Origin of the sequence: Pigmentiphaga litoralis (assembly GCF_014651835.1) — a bacterium.
Classification (GTDB): domain Bacteria; phylum Pseudomonadota; class Gammaproteobacteria; order Burkholderiales; family Burkholderiaceae_B; genus Pigmentiphaga; species Pigmentiphaga litoralis.
Window position 1 is genome coordinate 2,957,752 of the sequence record NZ_BMXQ01000001.1, and the last position, 21,930, is coordinate 2,979,681.

Sequence of the window (21,930 nt, forward strand, 5' to 3'; positions counted from 1 at the left end):
AGGCGTGATTACTCAGGCCGCCATGTTCACGCCGCCAGGCCGATCGGCGTCTTCTTGAATGGCACAAAGCCTGGCAGGCCCTCGACCCGGCGCAGCAACGCATTGACGGCTGGATAGCCCGACAGGTCCACATTGCCTTCCGGGGCCTGCGCGATATAGCTGTAGATCGCCACGTCGGCGATCGTTGGACCGTCTCCTGCGAGCCATTCGTGATCAGCCAGGTGCTGCTCGATCTTTGCCAGGATGGCGTGGGCGCGGGCAATGACTTCGTCCGCATGGAACTTGGCACCGAACACCGTGATCAGCCGGGCCGCCGCCGGGCCATACGCGACCTCGCCCGCCGCGACCGACAACCAGCGCTGCACCGCGGCAGCACCCCGCGCGTCGTCGGGCAACCAGTCCGTGCGCCCCGCCTTCTTCGCGAGGTAGACCAGGATGGCATTGGAATCCGCAATGACGACACCATCGTCGTCCAGCACGGGTACCTGGCCAAAAGGATTGAGAGCCAGGAAGCCAGGCCGCTTGTGCGCGCCCGCCGCCAGGTCGACTTCGATCAGTTCGTGAGGGATGTCGATCAGCGAAGCGAACAGGACGGCGCGATGCGCATGGCCGGACAGAGGAAAGTGATAGAGCTTCATGGGTCGTCTCCGAAGGGGATCGGGAGAGGCCCCGTTCCATGACCCAGACGATACTCAAGTCGGCGCATGGATAGAATCCGCTTTATCTGGATCTGTTAATTCCACTTATCGGAATGATTCAGGGTTTCTTGGCTTTATCGTTTCTTCGTGGAAGACACCTACGGAATTCGAATGCTGGGGCGCCCTAGATTGGAGGGAAGAAATCCGGCAGTTCCAAGCCGCGCAAGTCTAGCGGGCCTCACACCGGGTATGCGCGAGCTACACGCCTATATCGCTATCCACCAAACACTCAATAAACGCCCGCAACGCCCCCGGCACATGCCGGCGGCTGGGGTGGTACAAGAACAATCCCGGCCTGACGACCGACCAGTCGACAAGCACCTGCACCAGTTCCCCATCCGCCACGTGCGCATCAACCTGCTGCCGATCGAACGCATAGGCAATACCCAAACCCTGCACGGCCGCGGCGACGCCGAGGGATGAATCGTTGGTGACCAGCGGGCCGTCTGCCGCGATCTCAAGCTGCTTGCCGCGCCGGGTGAATTCCCAGCGGTAGGCGCGGCCGTCGACGCCCAGCCGCCAGTTGATGCACGCGTGGTCATGCAGGTCGGCCGGTGCCTGCGGCACGCCGCGGCGCGCGAGGTAGCCGGGCGAGGCAACGGCGATCATCTTGACGTCGGGCGTCAGGCGCACGGCGATCATGTCTTTTTCGACGCGGCCACCGACCCGGATGCCGGCGTCGAAGCGGCCGGCCACGAGGTCGCTCAGGCTGTCGTCCACCACGATATCCAGGGTGATGTCCGGGTGGGCGCAATGGAACCGGCCGAGGCGCGGCGCGATGACCTGCCGTGCCGCCATGCCCAAAGTGTTGATGCGCAGCGTGCCGCGGGTCTGGCCGGCGGCGGCGGTGACTTCGGCGACGGCGTCGTCCATGTCGCGAAACAGCGGTGCGACGCGGTCGTACAACTGCGCGCCGGGTGCGGTCGGCGCCACGCTGCGCGTGGTGCGGTTCAGCAGCCGCGTGCCCAGCCGGGCTTCCAGCAGGCGAATCGTCTGGCTCAAGGCAGACGGAGACACGCCAAGGAATTCGGCAGCACGGGCAAAACTTGCGCGCTCGACCACCGCGGCAAACGCCTTCAGTTCGGCAAATTCGGATCCGCGCATTGTGTGTTGCCTTCTTCATGACCTGACAGAGATTCTAAGCGACCTGCTACATAGATACCCATGTGGCCAAAGCAAAGCTCAGTGGACGAAATTTTATAAAACTTTCGACATTCAAGACATTGCGACGCACCATAACGAGCAGAAACGCTCTCGTATCAAGGGTAACCACCAGCTTATCCGGCCAATATTTTATGAAATACTCCGGCCATCGATGACGAGGTGAGCATGGACAACAGATCCCACGATCAGTATCGCGAGCAGGTCGCCGGTCGCGCAGATGTCGAAGACACGCCCGAACTGCTGTCGTTCTACAAGCAGCTCGACGCCCTTCAGGTCGGGGCCCTGTGGACCGTGGCGAACAAGATCGAACCGTGGGAACCCAAGTCCGAATCCCTGCCCGTGCTCTGGCGCTATCGCGACCTGCGTGACCATGTCTTGCGATCGGTGTCGTTGGTCACGCCCGAGAAGGCGGGGCGCCGCGTCATCTATCTGAACAACCCCGGGCGGCACGAGCAGGCCGCGGCGGTGGGCTGGCTGTATTCGGGCCTGCAGGTCATGCATCCGGGCGAAGTGGCATCGGCCCACCGGCATTCGTCATCGGCGCTGCGTTTCATCATGGAAGGCAAGGGCGCGTACACGATCGTCGATGGCCACAAGATGACACTGGGCGCGAACGACTTCGTGCTGACGCCCAATGGCACCTGGCATGAGCATGGTGTCGAAGCCGATGGCCTGCCCTGCATCTGGCAGGACGGCCTCGACATTCCGCTGGTCAATGCGCTGGAAGCCGGCTTCTATGCGGTGCATCCGGACCTGCATCAGGCCGTGGGTCATCCGGTCGACGACTCAACGAATGTGTGGGGCGCGGCCAGCCTGCGTCCGCACGATGCCGGCTGGACCAAGCCGTATTCGCCCCTTTTCAAGTACCAGTGGGAACCGACTTACGAAGCGCTGCGCCGCTACGCGCAGGCACGTGAAGACAACCCGTACGACGGTGCGTTGATGCACTACACGAACCCGGTGACGGGCGGACATGTCATGGCCACCATGGGCGCGAGCATGCAACTGTTGCGGCCGGGCTTTGTGGGCAAGGCGCACCGGCACACGGGCAGCTTCCTGTACCAGGTGGCGAAGGGCAAGGGGCATTCGATCATCAATGGGCAGCGCTTCGACTGGCAGGAGCGGGACATTTTCTGCGTGCCGTCGTGGGCATGGCACGAACATGCCAACGACAGCGGCAGCGATGATGCATGCCTGTTCTGCTTCAACGATCTGCCCGTCATGGAAAAGCTGGCGCTCTATTTCGAAGAGTCGCTGGCCGACAACGGCGGACATCAGCCCGTCCACGCTCCGGTACCCGGTCTGCGGACCTGATCCTGCGCGTCCGTTCGGCGGATGTGTGGCGTTTGTTTCTTCCGATTTTCTTTCATCGCATCCGGCCGCCAGCGCGCGGCCTCAGCTGGAGAAGTTCATGCGTCTCGTGACCTATCGCGCCCATGTCAGCGCCGCCGCGCGGCTAGGCGCCCTTGTAAATGACGATGTCATCGACCTGGAGGCATTGGGGGTCCACGCGGGCCAGCCCTTGCCTTCGGACATGCTCGACTTCATTGACCTTGGCCCTGGCGCCGTGCGGTCGACCACCGAACTGCTGGCGGCGTACGAAGGCAACTGGCCGGTCGGCGTGGCGCAGCCGGTGGTCAACGTCAAGTTGCTGGCGCCGATCCCGCGGCCACGCAAGAACGTGTTCGGCATCGGCCTGAACTATGTGGAGCACGTGGCCGAGTCGAGCCGCGCGCTCGATACGTCCAAGGAACTGCCCAAGCAACCGGTGATCTTCTCGAAGCCGCCCACGTCGGTGATCGGTCCGGATGACGCGATCGAACACAATCGCGCCCTCACCCAGCAGCTGGATTGGGAAGTCGAGCTGGCCGCGATCATCGGCACGCGAGCCAAGCGCGTCAGCACGGCGGACGCCTTGAAGTATGTGTTTGGCTATAGCGTCATGAACGACATCAGCGCGCGTGACAACCGCCGCGCCGGCCAGTGGATCTATTCCAAGGGCCAGGACACCTTTGCGCCGTTCGGTCCGGTCATCGTGACGGCCGACGAGATTCCCGATCCGCAGGTGCTCGACCTCAGCCTGAAAGTGAATGGCGTGACCAAGCAGGATTCGAACACGCGCCACATGCTGTTCAAGGTCGACTTCCTGATCTCGGACATCAGCGCGGCGATCACGCTCGAGCCGGGCGACATCATCGCGACCGGCACGCCCGAAGGCGTGGGCGCGGGCCGCAGTCCACAGGAATGGATGTGGCCCGGCGATGTGGTCGAGGCGACCGTCGAAAAGATCGGCACCCTGCGCAATCCTATCGTCGCCGTCTGACGGACCTGGCTGAATCTGCGACCCACTGACCTGACTGCGCTGTCCCCCATCGAGCACATTCCGGCACGCAGCCAGTCGGTGCTGCTTGCCTCGGTCGGTGGTATCGAGACCGACGCCTTCCAAAGCCAGACGCAGGCCTATTTCAGACGCTGGAAAGCGGCGGGCCATGCTGGCCGTCTCATCGCCATGCCCGGCTACAACCATTTCGACGTTGCACGAACCCTCTGCGATCCCAAGGGAGCGCTTGTCCAGGCCGTTCTCGACGCCATGCAAATCAAGGATGCCAACGATGCTTGACCTTCCCGTGTTCAAGGCCGCGGCCGTACAGACCGCCCCCGTCTTTCTGGATACCGATGCCACCGTCGACAAGGTGGTCCGCCTGATCGCCGAAGCCGCGGGCAATGGCGCGCAGCTGGTGGCGTTTCCCGAAGTGTTCGTGGCGGGCTACCCCTACTGGAACTGGATCGGCACCCCGCTGCAGGGCAGCCGGTGGTTCGAGAAACTGGTGCGCGCATCGATCGAGATTCCCGGCCCCGAGATCACCAAAATCGCTGATGCCGCCAAGCGCTTCCGGATCAATGTGGTGGTCGGAGTCAACGAACGCAGTCGCTATGGCATCGGCACGATCTACAACACGCTTGTCACCATCGGCGACGATGGACGCATTCTGGGCAGGCACCGCAAGCTGGTGCCCACCTGGGCCGAAAAGCTGACCTGGACGCCCGGCGACGCGTCGGCATTGCGCGTCCACAAGACGTCAGTCGGCCCATTGGGATCACTGGCCTGCGGCGAGAACACCAACACCCTGGCGCGCTTTGCGTTGATCGCACAAGGCGAACTGGTGCATGTGGCCAGCTACATTTCATTGCCGGTCGCACCGCCCGACTACGACATGGCGGACGCCATCAAGGTGCGGGCCGCGGCGCACAGCTTTGAAGGCAAGTTGTTCACCGTGGTGTCGTGCTCGACCATTTCCGAAGAGATCATTGCGGCACTTGAAGCCGACTTTCCGGATGCACGCGCGCTGCTGACCCGATCGAACAGCGCCTTTTCGGGCGTGCTCGGGCCCGATGGGCGCATACTGGGCGAGCCGCTGATCGACGTGGAAGGGATCGTCTATGCCGACATCGACCTGGCACGCTGCATCCAGCCACGGCAGATGCATGACATCACCGGCCACTACAACCGCTTCGACATCTTCGATCTGAAGGTGAACCGGCGGTCGCTGCAGGCCGCCAGGTTCGACGACGACATCGACGAGCCAGAAACCGACTTGAACAGCAGCCCGGACGCGGCCGGCCGCAACGACCCATCCCGAGATGGCCGGAACATTCAGTAAAATTGCGTCTTTGGCTACCGCGTGACACCGATGCGCCCACCTCCACCGACGTCTCACGCAAGGGGAACGGCATGAAGCCGCGAATCAGGCTGGTCAAGGCCGGCGCGCCGCAAGCCTCGACGCTCGAGGCCGATTACGAAGCCATCACCCTGGCCGAGCAGGCCCATCGCGCCATGCGCCGGGACATCATCGCCGGCGCGCTTCCCGCCGGCCAGCCGCTGCGCCTGGAATCGCTGAAGGCCCGCTATGGCATCAGCTTTTCGCCGCTGCGCGAAGCGCTCAACCGGCTGCAAAGCGAGCAGCTGGTGGTCTCGACAACGTCTCGGGGGTTTCGTGTCGCCCCCTTTTCCGAAGAAGAGATGTGGGACGCGATCGAGACGCGCATCGTGATCGAATGTGAAGCGCTTCGCCGTTCCCTCGCCCGGGGCGACGATGTGTGGGAAGCGACGTTGATGGATGCATTCCGCGCGCTTGTGACCGCGACCGAACAGCACGCCGAGCAGGCGCCCGACCCCACCTCCCCCGCCGACGAACAACTGGAAGAGTGCCACTACGCCTTCCACCGCAGCCTGCTGGCAGCCTGTGGGTCCAAGTGGCTGCTTGAACTGTCGGCCAAGCTGTATGCGCAAACGGAAAGGTATCGCCGCCCCAGCCTGCAGGATGGCAAATACTGGAGCCGCGAGCGCGACGTGGCGCTTGAACACCGGCAACTGGTCGACGCCGCGGTGGCGCGTGATGCCAACCAGGCTGCAGGCTTGCTGGCTCGGCACTATCGCGAGACCGGACGCGCTGTAAAGAAGGTGCTGGCGCTCAATGCGGAGCGACCCGTGGCGTGATCGGGTGCGCGTGCTGACAGACGGGTCGGTCCGATGTTTTTTCGGCGCGGCGCATTATGCATGAATCCCTTCATGGTTCATGCAGATTCCAGGTGATTCACTACATGGCTGCCAGCGCGCATCCTGATGACTCTTACACACGGAGTCGCCACCATGGACACCCTGCACTTCCCGGAACCCATCGCTTCCTACTTCACCGCCGACATCCATAACGCCGACGCGGTGGCCCGCTGCTTTACCGCACGCGCGGTGGTGAAAGACGAAGGTCATACCCATACCGGCCGCGATGCCATCAAGGCATGGAAAGCGGACGCGTCCACTAAGTACACCTACACCAATGAACCGCTGACGATCACGCAGCAGGACGGACAGCACATCGTTCGCAGCCGGGTCGCCGGCAACTTTCCCGGCAGCCCGGTTGATCTTCACTATCGCTTTCGCCTGGAAGGCGGCTTGATCGCGTCGCTGGAGATCACGCCATGACCTTCGAGCTTCAATTGCGCGGCCGGCGTGCATTGGTCACGGGAGGCACCAAGGGCGTTGGCGCGGCGGTCGTTCAGGCCTTGCTGGATGCCGGTGTGCAAGTGATGGCGGCGGCACGCTCGGTGCCCGACACGGCCGTAATGACTGACGGCGGCGCCTGCTTCGTCGCCGCTGACCTGTCGACCGCAGAAGGGGCGGCAAACGTCGCCCAGGCCGTGCTCGATCGTTGGAGCGGCATCGACATCCTGGTCAACACGCTGGGCGGATCAAGCGCCCCGGGCGGGGGCTTTGCGGCACTGGACGATGCAAGGTGGTTCGACGAGCTGAATCAGAACCTGATGCCGGCCGTGCGCCTGGACCGCGCGCTGTTGCCCGCCATGCTGGCGCAAGGATCGGGCGTGATCGTGCATGTCAGTTCCATCCAGCGTGTGTTGCCCCTGCCCGAATCGACCACCGCCTATGCCGCTGCCAAGGCTGCGCTGTCGACCTACAGCAAGGCCCTGTCCAAAGAAGTCACCCCCAAGGGCGTGCGGGTGGTGCGCGTGTCGCCCGGTTGGATCGAGACCGAGGCCGCCGAGGCGCTGGTCAAGCGCCTGGCGCACCAGGCCGGCACCGACTATGACGGCGGCAAGCAGATCGTCATGCAATCGTTGGGCGGGATTCCGTTGGGCCGACCGGCCACGCCGCAGGAAGTGGCGGACTTGATCGTGTTTCTGGTGTCGCCCAGGGCCGCGGCCATCTCGGGATCGGAACACGTGATCGACGGCGGTACGGTGCCCACGGTGTAGACGCGGCAGCATATGACCCACCCGACCGCCCCGCAATCAGCGGTAAAAGGCCTCGACCTTGCCCTTGAGCTTGATCAGCAGCGGCTGGCCCCTGCGGTCCTTGGCCTTGGCGGATCGCACGCGGATCCAGCGTTCGCTGATGCAGTATTCCTCGACGTCGGTCCGTTCAACGTCGTTGAAACGGATGCCGATGTCGCGCTCGAACGCAGCGGCCACATGGTGCGGGCTGCGTGGGTCGATCGAAAGGTGGTCGGGCAAAGGGGGAAGCGTGTCGCTGTTGGCGGTGATGTCGTTGGTGTCGTTGGTGTCGGTCATGTCACTTATATCGATGCAGAAAGAAGCGAGCGCCAGTTTACCGGCTGGCGGGAAAGTGTGTGACTGGCGAGGGATCGTCCCCTTCATCCAAGCCTTACGTGGGATTCAATGAGCAGCGCGCACATCGAAAAGGCCACCACTCGCCCTTTCGATTACGATGGGTTTCGTTCCGCCCCTGCGTTGCATGTGCGGGCATTACGAAGCGACCGAAGGATCCTGTTCATGAAGAATGCCGGACTGAAGTGCTGCCTAGTTGTCGTGTGGTTTGCCATCGCGCTGCTGCCATCAGCCGCGCAAGCATTTCAGGTTCTACCCCGTCTCAGCGACGTGGACCGCAAGCTTACGGGCTTGGGCGGCAACCGGCTGGTTGATGGGATTGGACAATGGATCGTTGGCAACGCGCTTCCCATGATCAAAAGTCCGGTTCACGAAGCAATTACCCTGAATGCCCTTGATTGCGTGGCGCAGCCAGGATCGGAGTCGCAGTGCCTGACGGAAACCGCCATCCGTGACAATCAGATATTGCTCTATGGCGTGCGCTGGCCCGACGATCCGCCGTTTGCGCTGAACCGCGCATCGCCTCCTCGCATCGCGGATTGCAATCCAAGAGTTACCTTGCGCTCGACGGCGCAGCCGAAGTGCTGGAAGGCGCTATTCACGGATGCCGAGCGGACTGCCAAAGCGCGCACGGCAAGCCGGCCAGGCGAGCCTGCTTTCGGTCCTGGCGATTACTTGCTGTACCGCTCGCATTTCGGTGACCTTCAATTCTTCCATTCCATGGCTGCGCATGACGGCGAGGTGGCCGCTGCGACACAGCGGCGAATGAAGATGTGGGCTGAATTCCTTTGGGGCATCGCAGTCAAGACCGTTCCGGTCACGGACTTCGTCCGAGACGTTGGTGTAGGCCAGCTCGATGGCTATTTTCCGGGTGACATGACGGCAACGAACCTGTTTGCGACCGGCATCATCGAAGTGCGAAAGGATCTGGACAAGGTCGCCGTCGGGGCGCTGCTGCACATGCTGCAGGACAGTTTCTCGCAGGCCCACGCGGGCCGCGAGCCGGAAAGCGGCGCGTCCTGCGACGCTATGCCGCGATTTGCACAGCCTGGCAAGATCAGCCAGTTCTACAGCTACGCCGGCCAGGTGGGCACGTTGCACGACCATGAAGACACGTTTGACGCGTTGGGTCTGCAAACCCTGCAGTCCAGTCCCAGCGTAGTGGACGCCAGCCGTGCCTTCCTGATGTTATGGCACGAAAACGCGCCATGGAGCGAGGCCGAAAAGTATTTCGATTGCGCCTTTGCTTTGGCCGCTCCGAGCGCCCCAGCAGGGTCCGGGCCGTTCTCCTACTGAAACCCGTCGGCGACCCAACCACCCAGCAGTCGTCTGTCTGCAAGCATGACGTCATGGGGACTGGTGCATAGCGCTAAGCCAGCACCGTCATGAACATTCCTGCTAATATTCATAAAATATTGAAATCTGGAAAGATATGTCACCGGTCGTCGAATCATTCGTTGCGCACTTTGGCGAAATGGGCAGTAGGTGGGGCATCAACCGTACCGTCGGTCAGGTGTACGCATTGCTGTTTGTCTCGCCGCAACCCTTGAACGCCGACGAGATCGGCGAAACGCTGGGCATATCCCGATCCAATACCAGCATCAGCATCAAGGAACTGGAAGCCTGGCAACTGGTTCGATTGACACGCACGCCCGGCGATCGTCGCGAGTACTACAGCACGCTTGGTAGCGTATGGGACATCTTCAAGGCGGTCGCGGCCGAACGGCGCCGTCGGGAAGTCGAGCCGACCCTGACCATGCTGCGGCAGTCGCTGCTGGAACCGGGGGCCAACGCGGCCGATCGTTATGCGCTGGAGCGCATGCGCGAGATGTATGAACTGGCCGAGATGTCCAACAACTGGTTTGAAGAACTGCAGGACCTGTCTCCGGAATCGTTGCTGCAACTGATGAGCCTGGGCCGCAAGGTGCAGAAGCTGCTGGCAGTCAAGGATCGAGCCACCGCCCCGCTCAGAAAGAAACCGCGCTAAGGCTTTCCAGAAAACGCGGCATGCCGCAACGGCGCATCTTTTGCGCCTTCCCTTCGCTTTTAATTTTCACCAATTACTGAAATATGGAAAATCCAGGGCTTTCAACACGCAATGTGGGCAGCGTCATATCGGCGCTGGCAGCCCTGGTATGGATCCCTCAGGCCGGCCTGATCGCGGCGGCTGTCCACACCGTGGCGCTCGGCGGCGGCGCCCAGGCCGTCGCGCTGCACGCGCTGGGGTTTTTCTGTCTGGGTGCGCTGCGGTCCTCGTTGGACGCCTGGGCCGCCCGCCGGCTGTACCGGGATGCCCGTGCTTGCGTTTCTGCGCTGCGAGCCCAGGCAGCTGGTGCCCTTGCAGCGCGGTCCCCCCTGGACATCTCGCGTCCGGCATCCGGCCTGGCAGCCAGCGTGATCGGTGAACAGGCGGAGACCCTTGTTCCGTGGCTGACCCGCTATGCACCGGCCCGGTGGCGCGTGATGCTGGTGCCGCCGGTCATTGTGGCGGCCGTGGGAGTGCTGTCATGGACGGCAGCCTTGATCTTGATGGCAGCGGCGCCGCTGGTACCGATTTTCATGGCCCTTATCGGCTGGCGCGCCAAGGCAGCAAGCGAAGCACAACTGGTCGAGCTGGGCCGCATGAATGCCCTGCTCCTGGACAGGTTGCGGGGACTGACCACCCTGCGTGCACTGCGTGCGGTGCCGATGACGGCGCAGCGGCTGCGCGACCACGCTGAATCGCTCAGGGCACGCACCATGCATGTCCTGCGGATCGCGTTTCTATCGTCGGCCGTGCTCGAGCTGTTTGCTGCCTTGGGTATCGCCCTTACCGCTGTCTACATCGGCTTTCATCTGCTTGGCGAGCTGACGTTCGGTGCGTGGGGCGACACACTGACGCTCGCGGAAGGTCTGTTCATCCTGCTTCTGGCGCCTGCGTTTTTCGAACCCCTGCGAGACCTGTCGGCAGCCTGGCACGACCGCGCTGCCGGCGAGGCGGCCCGTGATGCAATTGCCCAGTTGATCGACGCGGGCAAGGGCCTGGTAGGCCCGCCTGACGCTGGGACGTCTGTCCTCGACACGGTTCCATCAGCCAGCGGTGCTGTCGCGTCGTCGGCACCTTTGATCGCCTTGCACGGCCTGCGTGCCGACCGACACGGCGGGGCATCAGCGCTGCACTTTGCCGACCTCGATATCGAAGCAGGACAGCATGTCGCCTTGTGGGGATCGAGTGGCAGCGGCAAGACGCTGCTCCTGTCCCTGATGGCCGGTCTGATCAAGGCGCAAAGCGGTACCGTCAACATCGGGGGTGCAGTACTCAACGACCAGACGGCCGCCACGTTGCGGCAGCGCATGGCGTGGATGGGCCAGAAGCCGCATGTCTTTGCCGGGTCCGTCGCTACCAACGTTTCGCTGGGGCATCCTGATGTCTCGCGCGCCCACGTCGAACAGGCCTTGCAGGCGGTCGGCCTGACTGACGCGCTGCCCCACGGCGGATCCCGCAGCCTCGGTGAAGGGGGTCTTGGGCTGTCGGGGGGTGAAGTCATCCGGCTGGCCATGGCACGCGTGGCAGCAAGGCCAGGCGCCGACATTCTGTTGGTCGACGAACCGACTGCCCATCTCGACAACGACACCGCGCGGCGGGTGATTGCGGCCTTGCAGCAGATGGCCGCGGGCCGCACGCTGGTGGTGGCCACGCACGACCCCAGGCTGGCGCAATGCATGGACCGGATCGTCGACATCGATGCCGAGGCACTCGCATGACCCCGCGCACTGACCTGGCGACCATCGGGCGCTTCTTTCTGCGGGCAGCCCCCCGTTCGCTTCTGCTCGGCATCGTACTGACAGCAGTAACGGTCGCCACGGGAATCGCCTTGCTTGGCGTGTCCGGGTGGTTCATTACGGCAACGGCGATCGCCGGCTTGTCGGTGGCATCGGCCATCGGGTTCGAGGTGTTCATGCCGTCGGCAACGATACGCCTGCTTGCGCTCGGGCGAACCGTGTCCCGGTACGCCGAACGTGTGGTCACACACGACGCCACGCTGGGCGTCCTGGCGCAACTGCGTGAACGGCTGTTCGTGGGCTGGGCGCAGCCCGAGGCTGCCCGCGAACTTGCTGCTCGTCCGTCGCGATGGCTGTTCCGGTTGACGGCTGACCTGGACGCGCTCGAGTCCGTCTACCTTCGCCTGGCTGCGCCCTGCGCCGCTGCCGTCGGCGCGGCCGTGCTTGCGGGCCTCTTGCTTGCCGGCCTGGATGCGTGGCTGGGCGTGGCCGCGTTCGTCGTGCTGTGCGCGGTCGGCCTGGGCGGATCCGTGGTCGTGATGCGCCGGGGGTGGCCCCATGCGGTGCGCCGTGCCAAGGCGGTGGAACGTGTGCGCTCCCGCACCATAGACCTGGTCGCGGGCCAGACAGAATGGGTCATGGCCGGGCAACTGGACGCCCAGACCTCGCGATTGCGCGAGAGCGACCGGCAGCTTGCACGCGCCGACCTTGCGCTGAACCGACTCGATGTCATGGCGGCGTGGGCCCAAGGCGTAGCAGGTGCCATATTCGTGGCTGCCGTGCTGCTTGCCGCAGCGGAACTAGCCGCCACGGGTATCGCGACCGTGCCCATGGTGGCGCTGGCCGTGCTTGTGGCCCAGTCGTCGATCGAACCCTTCAGCGCACTGCGGCGCGGCGCCCTGGAAGCAGGACGCACATGGCTGGCCGCCCGGCGCATCGCGCCTCGGTTGAACGCAGAAGGCGATTGCGTGCGTGCCCGCCCGACACCGGCCAAAGGGGTCGCATGCCGCCTGGTCGATGCGTCTGTCAGGTATTCGCAAGAGCACGCCGCAGCGCTCGATGGCGTCACGGTATCGATCACCGCAGGCGAACGTGTTTCCGTCATCGGGCCAAGTGGCGCCGGCAAATCCACCTTGCTGTCGCTGCTGGCAGGCGACGTGACGCCAAGCCAAGGCGACGCAGCAGGACTGCCCACCACGTGGTTCACCCAACGCACCGAACTGTTCCAGGACACCCTGAGGGACAACCTGCGCCTGGCAGACCCCACTGCGGAGGACACGCGACTCTGGAACGCACTCAATGATGCAGGGCTGGCCCATGACATTGCGGAATGTGGCCAGGGGTTGGACACCTTGCTTGGTGAAGGCGGGCTTGGCCTGTCGGGTGGGCAGTCCCGGCGGCTGGCGCTTGCCCGTTTGCTGCTGCATGACAGCCCCGTCTGGCTGCTGGACGAGCCGACCGAAGCTTTGGATGCATCTACCGCACGAGACGTCCTGGATGTGCTGGCCCGGCGCGCAGGCTCCCGCACCGTCGTCATCGCGACCCACCTTCGACGTGAAGCCGCCTTGGCGGACCGCCTGCTGATGATGCGCGCCGGCGCAGTGGAACACGATGTCCGCCGAGGCACCCCCGAATTCGACGCAGCGCTGTCAGCGCTGCGTCCAGATTGACCTGTTGACTCGTTAGAGCAAGGACTTCCATGGAACTCGATATCGTAGGGCTATCCCGCCTGCAGTTTGCGATGACGGCGCTTTACCACTTTCTGTTCGTACCCCTGACACTTGGCCTGTCGGTGCTGGTTGCGATCATGGAGACGGTGTATGTGATGAGCGGCCGACCGATCTGGCGGCAGATGACCAAATTCTGGGGCACGCTGTTCGGCATCAACTTCGCCATGGGCGTGGCGACCGGCATCGTGATGGAGTTCCAGTTCGGCATGAACTGGAGCTACTACAGCCATTACGTCGGCGATATCTTCGGCGCGCCGCTGGCCCTGGAAGGCCTCATGGCTTTCTTCATGGAAGCCACCTTCGTTGGCCTCTTCTTTTTCGGATGGGACCGGCTGTCCAAGGTGTCGCACCTGGCAGTGACGTGGCTGGTGGCGATCGCCACCAATTTTTCCGCCTTGTGGATCCTGATCGCCAACGGATGGATGCAGAATCCGGTCGGTGCGACGTTCAACCCGCAAACGATGCGCATGGAAATCCATGACTTTGCGGCGGTGATTTTCAACCCGGTCGCCCAAGCCAAGTTCGTGCACACGGTGTCCGCCGGGTATGTCGTGGCGTCGATCTTCGTGCTGGGCGTGTCAGCCTGGTACCTGCTCAAAGGCCGTCATGGCGAGCTGGCAAAACGGTCCATGACGGTCGCGGCGTCGTTTGGACTGGCTGCGTCGCTGTCTGTCGTGGTGTTGGGCGATGAAAGCGGATACCTGTCGACCGAACACCAGAAAATGAAGCTGGCCGCGGTCGAAGCCATGTGGCACACCGAGCCGGCGCCCGCCGCATTCACCCTGTTCGGCCTCCCAGACCAGGGCGCACGCGACACCCACTACGCCATCCACATTCCGTGGGTCATGGGGCTGATCGGTACCCGGTCGCTCACGACTGAAATCCCTGGCATCCATGAACTGGTGGATCTGGCCAAGGTGCGCATACGACAAGGCATTCGTGCGTACGACGCTCTGGAACACATTCGCGCAGAGGGCAGTGCCACCGCCATTTCACCGCCCCTTGCCGAACGCTTCGAAGCCGATGGTCATCTGCTCGGCTATGCGCTGCTGCTCAAGCGATACGTTGACGACCCTCGCCATGCCACCGACGCGCAGATCGACCAGGCAGCCTGGGACACCGTTCCGCAAGTGGCGCCCTTGTTCTGGTCGTTTCGCGTGATGGTCGTCCTCGGCATGTTCTTCATCGTCCTGACCGCCACCTTCTTCGTGCTGTCTGCCCGGCGCCGTCTGGACGCCCATCCCTGGCTGCTGAAAGTGGCCGTGGCCGCCATCCCGCTTCCCTGGGTAGCGGCCGAATGCGGCTGGATCGTGGCCGAGCTCGGCCGCCAGCCCTGGAGCATCGAAGGCGTCCTGCCCACGGCGGTGGCGGTATCCAACCTGGGGGTCCAGACGGTGTTGACCACACTGATCGGTTTTGCCGCGCTCTACACCGTCCTTCTCGTCATTGAAACGAAGCTGATGCTCAAGGCCATCCGCAAGGGGCCGGAGCACGAACACGAAAAGTCGACCGGCACGGCCGTTCCCATTCTTGGCCATGGCGGCGGGCTGCGCACCGCACCGATGATCTCTGAGGAATGACATTGTGATCTTGTACCAACTGATGGACTACGACACCTTGCGTGTCATCTGGTGGGCGCTGCTGGGCGCGCTGCTGGTCGGCTTTGCGGTGACCGATGGCTTCGACCTTGGGACCGGTGCGCTGCTGACGGCAGTCGGCCGTACCGACCTTGAACGACGCGTGGTCATCAATAGCGTCGGACCCATATGGGAAGGCAATCAGGTCTGGCTGATCCTGGGGGGCGGTGCGATCTTCGCAGCCTGGCCGCAGTTGTATGCCGTGTCGTTCTCCGGCTTCTACTTTGCGATGTTCGCCATCCTGCTCGCCTTGATCGTCCGCCCCGTGGCGTTCAAGTTCCGCAGCAAACATGAATCGCGCCGATGGCGGTCGGCATGGGACTGGAGTCTGGTGCTTGGCGGCATCGTGCCGGCCGTCGTCTTTGGCGTGGCGATGGGCAACGTGCTGCAGGGCGTGCCCTTCCGGCTCACGCCCGACATGCGCATCTTTTACGACGGCAGCTTCTTCGATCTGCTGAACCCGTTTGCCTTGCTCTGCGGATTGGTCTCGCTGGCCATGATGCTGATGCACGGCGCGGCTTGGCTGGTGCTGAAGACCGAAGGCGCCGTGGCTGCCCGGGCCAGACGCTACGGCATCGTTGCCGCACTGGCCGTCCTGGTCTTGTACGCGATAGCCGGCGTGGCGCTGTGGGCCGGCATCGACGGTTATCGCGTCACCAGCGCGGTATTGACCGACGGACCGTCGAATCCGCTTTTCAAGACCGCCCTGCCGCAAGCGGGCGCCTGGTTCGGCAACTACCTGGCCCACCCCTGGACCATGGCTGCGCCCATCGCGGGCTTGGCCGGCGCCCTGCTGGCCGCGCTGGGTCTGTGCTTGACGTGGGAACGCGTCACGCTGCTGGTCAGCAGCGTGTCGATTGCCGGGATCGTGTTGAGCGTCGGAGCGTCAATGTTTCCGTTCATCCTGCCCTCCTCCATTCAACCTTCGGCAAGCCTGACGGTGTGGGACGCCTCGTCCAGTCACCTGACGCTGTTCATCATGCTGATCAGCACCTGCATCTTTCTGCCACTGATCGTTGCGTACACCACCTGGGTCTACCGCGTGCTGTGGGGCAAGGTCAGCGCCAGCGACATCCAGGACGGCCGCGGCCACGCCTATTGAACTCGACCTTTCATTGGAGAATGACGATGTGGTACTTCGCTTGGATTTTAGGATTGCCGCTTGCGGCGACTTTCGCGGTGCTCAATGCCATGTGGTATGAGCTGATGGATGATCGGGCAGCCGCGTTACAGGCGCACACGTCAACGGGCATGGTCGGAAGACAAGGCAAGGCCGGCGCCTGAACCTAATGCGCTACGATGAGTGGCCATCCAGCTGGGACGCTCTTGGCCAGCAGGAACTTGAATTGCAGAATAGGTGCCCGACGATCCATGTTCCAGCTCCTCAATGAAGCGTGACATCAACCTGGTCGGCGCGGGCTTTGCGCTTACTGCGCTGACCTACGGCCTTGGCCGGTTCGCGTATGGCTTGTTGCTGCCCGACATACGTCCCGACCTTGCCCTGACCGCATCCAGCGCAGGCTGGATTGGCGGAAGCTCCTTTGCGGCGTATTGCGTCGGCGTGGTCATCGCCTTCATGACCCTGGCCCGACTTGGAGAGCGCGGTGTTGCTGCGTTGGCGGGGGCGACGGCGACGGCAGGGATAATTCTGGTGTCCATTGCGTCGTCGCCGTGGGTGCTCGGAACAGCTATTGCGCTGGCCGGCCTCGGGACAGGGCTGACCTCTCCACCCCTTGCCGCCGCAGTGTCGCATCACATCCATGCGCCGGCGCGCTCAAGATCGAATGGGTTCATCAACGCAGGCACCGCGGGCGGCATTGCCCTGTCAGGATTGTTTGTTGTCATCTTCGACGGCGGTTGGCGCACGCTGTATGTACTCTTCGCGGGCATCGGCGTCGCAGTAACAGCATGGGCGTTCTTCGCCATCCCGTTTGCGTCCCGCTCAGCAACCGCCAATTCAGTTACCCTCGCATCCCTGCGGCGTCCCGGCTGGGCGGGCCTGTGCACCAGTGCGTTTTTGATGGGCGCAGCGAGCACCTCCGTGTGGACCTTCGGCGCCGACCTCTTGCAGCAAAGCTTCCAGTTCACCCACCAACACGTCGCCTATGCCTGGATCGCCCTTGGCGCGGCCGCAACCCTGGGCGCGGTCACCGGCGTGTTGACCGACCGCTTTGGCGTCGCGGCCGTACACCGCATGGCGCTTCTGGCCATGGTCCTGGCCCTGTGCGCATTCATGCAGGCGGGACTTCCGCCTGCACTGGCATACGGCGCCATGGGCCTGTTCGGCGCTGCCTATATCGTTTCGACAGGCGCGTTTCTGCTGTGGGGCATATCGCTGTATCCAGACCGACCCGACATCGGACTTGGCATCCCCTTTCTTGTCATGGCGCTTGGGCAAGCCGTGGGCGCGCCGGCATATGGTGTGCTGCGGGACCAGGCCGGCGTCACGGCGGCACTGCTCGCCGCCGCAGCCGTGATGGCCGTTGGCGCCTGGTGGCGGCCGACCGCAAGAACCGCCGGCGCTTGACCGCACATCAGAACTGGTAGGTTTGACCGTCTTCCGGCACCAGCACCCGCGAAAAGTCCATGCCGGTCGCATGAATGAAAGCACGCAGCTCTGCCCGGGTCTGCATGCCATGGTTCACGGCATCCATGTGACTGCCGATGATCTTGGCCTTGGGTGCCAACTCATACGCCCGCTGCAGATCGGCCTTGCCCATGATGATGGAGCCGTCGAGACCCTGGATACGTGCGTAGCCGGTGTTCAAGATGATGACATCGGGCTGGAATTGCTTGATCGCAGCTTCGACCTGGCCGTTCCAGATCGTGTCGCCCGCCACATACACCGTCTTGTACCCAGGACGTTGGAACACAAGGCCCATGACAGGGTTGAGCATGGGCACGGCGCGGATCGCCTCGGCGCTTCCGTGCTGTCCTTCTGTGCGAGTGATGCGGGTGCCGTTGATGTCGACCGCGTCACGCAACACACGAACGTCCTTGAAGCCGTCCTTGCGGATCGCCTGTGCGTCGGTGTCGTCCTGCGCGATCAGGGGCACGGTTTTGGGCAAGGCCTGCTTTGCGGCGTCATCCCAGTGGTCCAGATGGGTGTGGGTGACGATGACAGCATCGGCCTTGATGACGTCGGCAACAGGCATGGGCAATTCGACCAGCGGGTTGCGAAGCTCGCTGCGATAGCTACCGGCAAAGCCCGGATAGGCGCCACGCTTCGCCAGCATCGGGTCGATCAGGAAGGTGGTGCCCGCGTAGTTCAGCTTGATGGTGGCGTTGCGGATCTGCTGGAACGCGACCTGTTGCGTCGCTGGCTCTGCAGCCTGTACCGGCAACGAAAAGACGCCCGTCAACAGTGCGACGGAAAAAAGAAGGTAACTGGGCTTCATGGAGTGCCTTGCGCAATAGGTTTGTCAGGTACCCATTCTGCGTGCTGACGCGCCTTGCTGCCATTGGCCTGAATGACAGCGAACGATATAATCGGGCCAATCTCACTTCTGATATCCAGGCGCGCAATGCATGCTGTTCGAGTGGCCGTCGTCGTCTTCGAAGGCGCCAGCCTTTTCCATCTATCGGTGCCTGGCATGGTGTTTGGAGCCACGTCGGCGTTAAGCGACCTGCCGTCCTACGAGGTCAGTTTTTGCGCCCCCAAGCGAGGCCCCATCCGTTGCGACCAAGGCATGACGATCGACGTGCCCAAGGGCCTGCGCGCCATGGCATCCGCCGATATCGTTATCGTTCCTGCCTGGGATCATCCTGAAACGGCTGCACCTGCGGCATTGACCCGGGCGCTGAAGGCCGCGCATGCCCGCGGCGCACAAATCGTAGGCCTGTGCCTGGGCGCCTTCGTCCTGGGTGACGCCGGCCTGCTCGATGGCCGCAGGGCCACCACGCATTGGGCCTGTCGGGACCTGTTCATGCAGCGCTTTCCGCAGGCGGAGTTCCATCCGGACGTGCTGTATGTGGACGACGACCAGGTCGTGACATCGGCCGGAACAGTCGCCGCCATCGACTGCTGCCTGAACCTGATCCGCCAACGCCACGGCACGGACGTGGCCAACCAGGTGGCACGCCTGCTGGTGACACCACCGCATCGTCAAGGCGGGCAGGCGCAGTACATTGAGCGCCCCGTGCCCGAGCGGCCCAGCGAAAGCCGGCTGCCGGGCGTTCTTGAATGGGCGCGTGCACACCTGTCTGACACGTTGTCGGTGGATACGCTGGCCGACCAAGCCAGCATGAGCCGCCGCACGTTCACGCGCCGCTTCAAAGAGGCTACGGGCGGCACGGTTGTTCAGTGGCTGGCTGCTGAACGGGTGGCCCGTGCTCAACACTTGCTGGAAGCTTCAGACCTGTCGATCGAGCAGATTGCAACCGATGTCGGGTTTGGGACCGCGCTGTCATTGCGTCAGCACTTTGCGAAACTGGTGCGCACGTCGCCGTCAGGCTTTCGGCGGGCGTTTCGGGAGCGGGCAGCGTAAGGGGGCGCGAGGCCACCTGTCGAGCATCACGCCTTCAAACGGTCTTTGCGAGCACGCATTATGACGGGCATGAAAAAAACAAGGCCAAGCAAGGGGCCGGGCAACAGGTACCAGGCGACGTAAACACCACTGTCCGAGAAGTCGCGCGTGACCCAAGTGATGGAGGCCACTGTTACGAGGAATCCGATGCTGTTCTGGATGGCCAGCGCACCCCCGACCAGTTCGGGCGGGCAGGCCTTGGCTGACAGTGCTGAAAACTGGGCGGAGTCCATGATCACCGTCAGCCCCCACAACAGCAACACCGGAACGCACAACGCCAATCCGAAAGGCCGCACGAACGGGTACACAAGGCACATCAAACCGGAGGTCGCAAGCGCTGCCGCTGCTACGGCAACGCTACCCCGCCGTTGACTCAGCCAGCCGCCCAGAACGCTCCCTAGAGCGCCTATACCGATGATCGCAAAGGAAAGTGCTGACACCCAGATCGCCGTCATGTCGGCGTCTGCATTCGCAACTGACACCAGATCTTTTACGAAGAACGGCACCAGTGTCCAGAACGCGTACAGCTCCCACATGTGCCCGAAGTAGGCCAACGCGGTGGCGCGAAATTCCGCCCCCTTGAAGGCAGTCAAGGCGACGCCCCACTGTGCCTTTTTTGCGGTGACGGGTGGCAAATACGGGCCGTCGCCCAAGAACCGGACCAGGCTACCGCCAACGATAGCGAGCACGCTGGACGTCAGTATCACCGCCTCCCAGGACAGCCCACCGCCTGCTGCACGCACTGCGTGCGGCAACGCTGACCCAAGGGTCAACATGCCTACCAGCAGGCCAAGCGCAGCGCCGGCTCTTTCGCGTGTCCAGCCAATCACCATCTTCATGCCAAGCGGGTATATGCCCGCGAGACAGACGCCGACTGCGAAGCGGATCACGATGCCTTGCTGAAAGTTTGTTGCGAGCAACGCGAAAGCCGCGTTCAGCATCGCCCCAACAAGACAGGCGGTCGTAAACAGACGGGTCGCCGGATAGCGATCCGCTGCACCGCTGGTGGCGAGTAGCAACGTGCCCACTATGAAACCCAGCTGTGTCGACCCCGTCAGCTGGCCCAGTTGCGCGGCTGACAACGCCCATGCGGTCGCCAGACTTTCCGCGGCGCTGTTCGGGCTGAACCACAACGACGTACCGCACAACTGAGCAGCGACAATCAAGGCCAGCGGATAACGGCGGACGTTCATCATCGGCGACCCACGATGGCTGAATCTCGCTGCGTCGACGCATCGACGGTTGGCCAAGCCTGGACAGCAACGCCAAGATGTTGCGAGATCTTCTGGATCAGTCCCCCGCGTTGCCATTGCTGCTTTCGACAACGTGCAGAGGCTGTCTGCTGATCATCACCCCGCGCGGAAATGGCTGGCGCATCGAGACGAATGATCACTCCGCCCGAGGCTGCCGTCTTTTTCAGCAGCGCATCATGGACACCATCAAGATCAAACGCGTCTCCTGCAAGGCCGTCGATGCAAACCTGCAGAGGAACTGGCCGTTTCGGGCTGCCGCTTGCAAAACTGATGACATCGTAGTGGTCCATTCCATAGCTGTCGACGTACCGATATCGCCTGGCCAGCCCATAACGAGTGTTGACCTGGTCTTCCGATATCCGCTGAACTACCTGTTCCGTGTCCAGACGGTACGCAATCAGTTCTGATACCGAGACCTTCGGCAGATGATGCGTCGCTGCGAAGTCCGCCAGCTGCGTGCCCTGCATGACAGTCCCGTCGACGTTCATCAACTCGGCGATTACCGCGACCTCGGCCACCCCGCTGACTCTGCACAAGTCGACAGCGGCTTCGGTATGGCCTGGACGTTCAAAAAGGCCGCCATCCTTGGCTAGCAGGGGAAAGACGTGCCCCGGTCGTACAAAGTCTTCCGGTCGACAGCTGGTGGCTAACATGACAACGGTGTTGGACCGGTCCTGCGCAGAAATCCCGGTCGTGTTGCCCGCCTTGGCATCCACGGAAATCGTAAACGCTGTTTGGAAAGAGTCCTGATTGGTTTCGACCATCAGGTGCAGATCCAGCATGTTGGCCTTTCGGCGTGTCATCGGAGCGCACACAATGCCGGAGGTGTGGTGAATAATGAACGCCATTTTTTCTGGCGTGCAGAAGCAACCGCCCATGATAAGGTCACCTTCGTTTTCCCTATCGTCGTCGTCCGTGACAACGACCATACCACCCTGGGCAAACACCGAGATGGCTGCGGCAACGTTGGCAAATCTCATTTTGTACCCTACAGATAAAAGCGGAATGTCCGGGATCTG

General features: G+C 62.9%; 22 protein-coding genes. 16 read left to right on the forward strand and 6 right to left on the reverse strand.

The annotated features are described in order from the left end of the window. Positions 1–26: 26 nt before the first annotated feature. Positions 27–638 (reverse strand): glutathione S-transferase family protein, encoded by a 612-nt coding sequence (locus tag IE116_RS13465; RefSeq protein WP_189613197.1) that lies wholly within the window; start codon positions 636–638, stop codon positions 27–29. 258 nt (positions 639–896) lie between these two features. Beyond that, a complete protein-coding gene (locus IE116_RS13470; protein ID WP_189613199.1) occupies positions 897–1,802 on the reverse strand; it encodes a LysR family transcriptional regulator in 906 nt (301 codons plus the stop codon). 225 nt (positions 1,803–2,027) lie between these two features. On the opposite strand from IE116_RS13470, the gene IE116_RS13475 reads away from it, so the two are divergent. The 7 genes from IE116_RS13475 (at position 2,028) to IE116_RS13505 (ending at position 7,631) form a co-directional block, all read left to right on the forward strand. After that, entirely contained in the window at positions 2,028–3,176 is a 1,149-nt protein-coding gene (locus IE116_RS13475) for a cupin domain-containing protein (protein ID WP_189613201.1), read from the forward strand. 97 nt (positions 3,177–3,273) lie between these two features. Next, entirely contained in the window at positions 3,274–4,185 is a 912-nt protein-coding gene (locus IE116_RS13480) for a fumarylacetoacetate hydrolase family protein (protein ID WP_189613203.1), read from the forward strand. A gap of 78 nt (positions 4,186–4,263) precedes the next feature. Continuing rightward, positions 4,264–4,482 (forward strand): alpha/beta hydrolase family protein, encoded by a 219-nt coding sequence (locus IE116_RS13485; RefSeq protein ID WP_189613205.1) that lies wholly within the window; start codon positions 4,264–4,266, stop codon positions 4,480–4,482. After that, positions 4,475–5,524 carry a carbon-nitrogen hydrolase family protein gene (locus IE116_RS13490; RefSeq protein WP_189613206.1) on the forward strand — a complete coding sequence of 350 codons (1,050 nt, stop codon included), beginning with the start codon at positions 4,475–4,477 and terminating at the stop codon, positions 5,522–5,524. The genes IE116_RS13485 and IE116_RS13490 overlap by 8 nt, the downstream gene beginning before the upstream one ends. A gap of 71 nt (positions 5,525–5,595) precedes the next feature. Beyond that, positions 5,596–6,360 carry a GntR family transcriptional regulator gene (locus IE116_RS13495; protein ID WP_189613208.1) on the forward strand — a complete coding sequence of 255 codons (765 nt, stop codon included), beginning with the start codon at positions 5,596–5,598 and terminating at the stop codon, positions 6,358–6,360. 153 nt (positions 6,361–6,513) lie between these two features. After that, entirely contained in the window at positions 6,514–6,843 is a 330-nt protein-coding gene (locus IE116_RS13500) for a nuclear transport factor 2 family protein (RefSeq protein WP_189613210.1), read from the forward strand. Further along, a complete protein-coding gene (locus IE116_RS13505) occupies positions 6,840–7,631 on the forward strand; it encodes an SDR family oxidoreductase (RefSeq protein ID WP_189613212.1) in 792 nt (263 codons plus the stop codon). The genes IE116_RS13500 and IE116_RS13505 overlap by 4 nt, the downstream gene beginning before the upstream one ends. Before the next feature lie 36 nt (positions 7,632–7,667). Here IE116_RS13505 and IE116_RS13510 read toward each other — a convergent pair whose 3' ends face one another. Beyond that, the gene (locus tag IE116_RS13510) at positions 7,668–7,946 is read right to left on the reverse strand and encodes a DUF3297 family protein (protein ID WP_189613213.1); all 279 of its coding nucleotides are present in this window, start codon (positions 7,944–7,946) and stop codon (positions 7,668–7,670) included. Between the two features lie 222 nt (positions 7,947–8,168). On the opposite strand from IE116_RS13510, the gene IE116_RS13515 reads away from it, so the two are divergent. From IE116_RS13515 to IE116_RS13550, 8 genes are all read left to right on the forward strand, one after another. Then, a complete protein-coding gene (locus IE116_RS13515; protein WP_189613216.1) occupies positions 8,169–9,299 on the forward strand; it encodes a hypothetical protein in 1,131 nt (376 codons plus the stop codon). 136 nt (positions 9,300–9,435) lie between these two features. Further along, on the forward strand, positions 9,436–9,990 hold the full coding sequence (locus IE116_RS13520) for a GbsR/MarR family transcriptional regulator (RefSeq protein WP_189613218.1): 555 nt from the start codon (positions 9,436–9,438) through the stop codon (positions 9,988–9,990). A gap of 113 nt (positions 9,991–10,103) precedes the next feature. Then, the gene (gene cydD, locus IE116_RS13525; protein ID WP_229828150.1) at positions 10,104–11,747 is read left to right on the forward strand and encodes a thiol reductant ABC exporter subunit CydD; all 1,644 of its coding nucleotides are present in this window, start codon (positions 10,104–10,106) and stop codon (positions 11,745–11,747) included. Further along, positions 11,744–13,435, forward strand: coding sequence for an amino acid ABC transporter ATP-binding/permease protein (locus tag IE116_RS13530; protein WP_189613222.1), 1,692 nt, complete (start codon positions 11,744–11,746; stop codon positions 13,433–13,435). The genes cydD and IE116_RS13530 overlap by 4 nt, the downstream gene beginning before the upstream one ends. 29 nt (positions 13,436–13,464) lie before the next feature. Beyond that, positions 13,465–15,075, forward strand: a complete 1,611-nt coding sequence (locus tag IE116_RS13535; RefSeq protein WP_189613224.1) for a cytochrome ubiquinol oxidase subunit I — start codon at positions 13,465–13,467, stop codon at positions 15,073–15,075. Between the two features lie 4 nt (positions 15,076–15,079). Continuing rightward, positions 15,080–16,234: a cytochrome d ubiquinol oxidase subunit II gene (cydB, locus tag IE116_RS13540; RefSeq protein ID WP_189613226.1), complete on the forward strand. Its 1,155-nt coding sequence runs from the start codon at positions 15,080–15,082 to the stop codon at positions 16,232–16,234. 26 nt (positions 16,235–16,260) lie between these two features. Further along, positions 16,261–16,416, forward strand: coding sequence for a cytochrome bd-I oxidase subunit CydX (gene cydX, locus IE116_RS13545; protein ID WP_189613227.1), 156 nt, complete (start codon positions 16,261–16,263; stop codon positions 16,414–16,416). A 103-nt stretch (positions 16,417–16,519) separates the two neighbouring features. After that, the gene (locus IE116_RS13550; protein WP_189613229.1) at positions 16,520–17,659 is read left to right on the forward strand and encodes an MFS transporter; all 1,140 of its coding nucleotides are present in this window, start codon (positions 16,520–16,522) and stop codon (positions 17,657–17,659) included. 7 nt (positions 17,660–17,666) lie between these two features. Here IE116_RS13550 and IE116_RS13555 read toward each other — a convergent pair whose 3' ends face one another. Continuing rightward, positions 17,667–18,530, reverse strand: a complete 864-nt coding sequence (locus tag IE116_RS13555; protein ID WP_189613231.1) for an MBL fold metallo-hydrolase — start codon at positions 18,528–18,530, stop codon at positions 17,667–17,669. Between the two features lie 126 nt (positions 18,531–18,656). Here IE116_RS13555 and IE116_RS13560 point away from each other — a divergent pair, with 126 nt between their 5' ends. Then, positions 18,657–19,619 carry a GlxA family transcriptional regulator gene (locus IE116_RS13560; protein WP_189613233.1) on the forward strand — a complete coding sequence of 321 codons (963 nt, stop codon included), beginning with the start codon at positions 18,657–18,659 and terminating at the stop codon, positions 19,617–19,619. A 26-nt stretch (positions 19,620–19,645) separates the two neighbouring features. Here the strand turns inward: IE116_RS13560 and IE116_RS13565 are convergent, their stop codons facing one another. Continuing rightward, positions 19,646–20,854, reverse strand: coding sequence for an MFS transporter (locus IE116_RS13565; protein WP_229828151.1), 1,209 nt, complete (start codon positions 20,852–20,854; stop codon positions 19,646–19,648). Next, a complete protein-coding gene (gene ribB, locus IE116_RS13570) occupies positions 20,851–21,891 on the reverse strand; it encodes a 3,4-dihydroxy-2-butanone-4-phosphate synthase (RefSeq protein ID WP_189613235.1) in 1,041 nt (346 codons plus the stop codon). The genes IE116_RS13565 and ribB overlap by 4 nt, the downstream gene beginning before the upstream one ends. Positions 21,892–21,930 lie beyond the last annotated feature (39 nt).

Coding starts and splice junctions, on each gene's coding strand:
- IE116_RS13550 (WP_189613229.1), top strand. CDS start 16,520: ATGAAGCGTGACATCAACCTGGTCGGCGCGGGCTTTGCGCTTACTGCG.
- IE116_RS13505 (WP_189613212.1), top strand. CDS start 6,840: ATGACCTTCGAGCTTCAATTGCGCGGCCGGCGTGCATTGGTCACGGGA.
- IE116_RS13520 (WP_189613218.1), top strand. CDS start 9,436: ATGTCACCGGTCGTCGAATCATTCGTTGCGCACTTTGGCGAAATGGGC.
- IE116_RS13500 (WP_189613210.1), top strand. CDS start 6,514: ATGGACACCCTGCACTTCCCGGAACCCATCGCTTCCTACTTCACCGCC.
- IE116_RS13510 (WP_189613213.1), bottom strand. CDS start 7,946: ATGACCGACACCAACGACACCAACGACATCACCGCCAACAGCGACACG.
- IE116_RS13565 (WP_229828151.1), bottom strand. CDS start 20,854: ATGATGAACGTCCGCCGTTATCCGCTGGCCTTGATTGTCGCTGCTCAG.
- IE116_RS13560 (WP_189613233.1), top strand. CDS start 18,657: ATGCATGCTGTTCGAGTGGCCGTCGTCGTCTTCGAAGGCGCCAGCCTT.
- IE116_RS13535 (WP_189613224.1), top strand. CDS start 13,465: ATGGAACTCGATATCGTAGGGCTATCCCGCCTGCAGTTTGCGATGACG.
- IE116_RS13530 (WP_189613222.1), top strand. CDS start 11,744: ATGACCCCGCGCACTGACCTGGCGACCATCGGGCGCTTCTTTCTGCGG.
- IE116_RS13555 (WP_189613231.1), bottom strand. CDS start 18,530: ATGAAGCCCAGTTACCTTCTTTTTTCCGTCGCACTGTTGACGGGCGTC.
- IE116_RS13480 (WP_189613203.1), top strand. CDS start 3,274: ATGCGTCTCGTGACCTATCGCGCCCATGTCAGCGCCGCCGCGCGGCTA.
- ribB (WP_189613235.1), bottom strand. CDS start 21,891: ATGAGATTTGCCAACGTTGCCGCAGCCATCTCGGTGTTTGCCCAGGGT.
- IE116_RS13495 (WP_189613208.1), top strand. CDS start 5,596: ATGAAGCCGCGAATCAGGCTGGTCAAGGCCGGCGCGCCGCAAGCCTCG.
- IE116_RS13490 (WP_189613206.1), top strand. CDS start 4,475: ATGCTTGACCTTCCCGTGTTCAAGGCCGCGGCCGTACAGACCGCCCCC.
- cydX (WP_189613227.1), top strand. CDS start 16,261: ATGTGGTACTTCGCTTGGATTTTAGGATTGCCGCTTGCGGCGACTTTC.
- IE116_RS13465 (WP_189613197.1), bottom strand. CDS start 638: ATGAAGCTCTATCACTTTCCTCTGTCCGGCCATGCGCATCGCGCCGTC.
- IE116_RS13470 (WP_189613199.1), bottom strand. CDS start 1,802: ATGCGCGGATCCGAATTTGCCGAACTGAAGGCGTTTGCCGCGGTGGTC.
- IE116_RS13475 (WP_189613201.1), top strand. CDS start 2,028: ATGGACAACAGATCCCACGATCAGTATCGCGAGCAGGTCGCCGGTCGC.
- IE116_RS13515 (WP_189613216.1), top strand. CDS start 8,169: ATGAAGAATGCCGGACTGAAGTGCTGCCTAGTTGTCGTGTGGTTTGCC.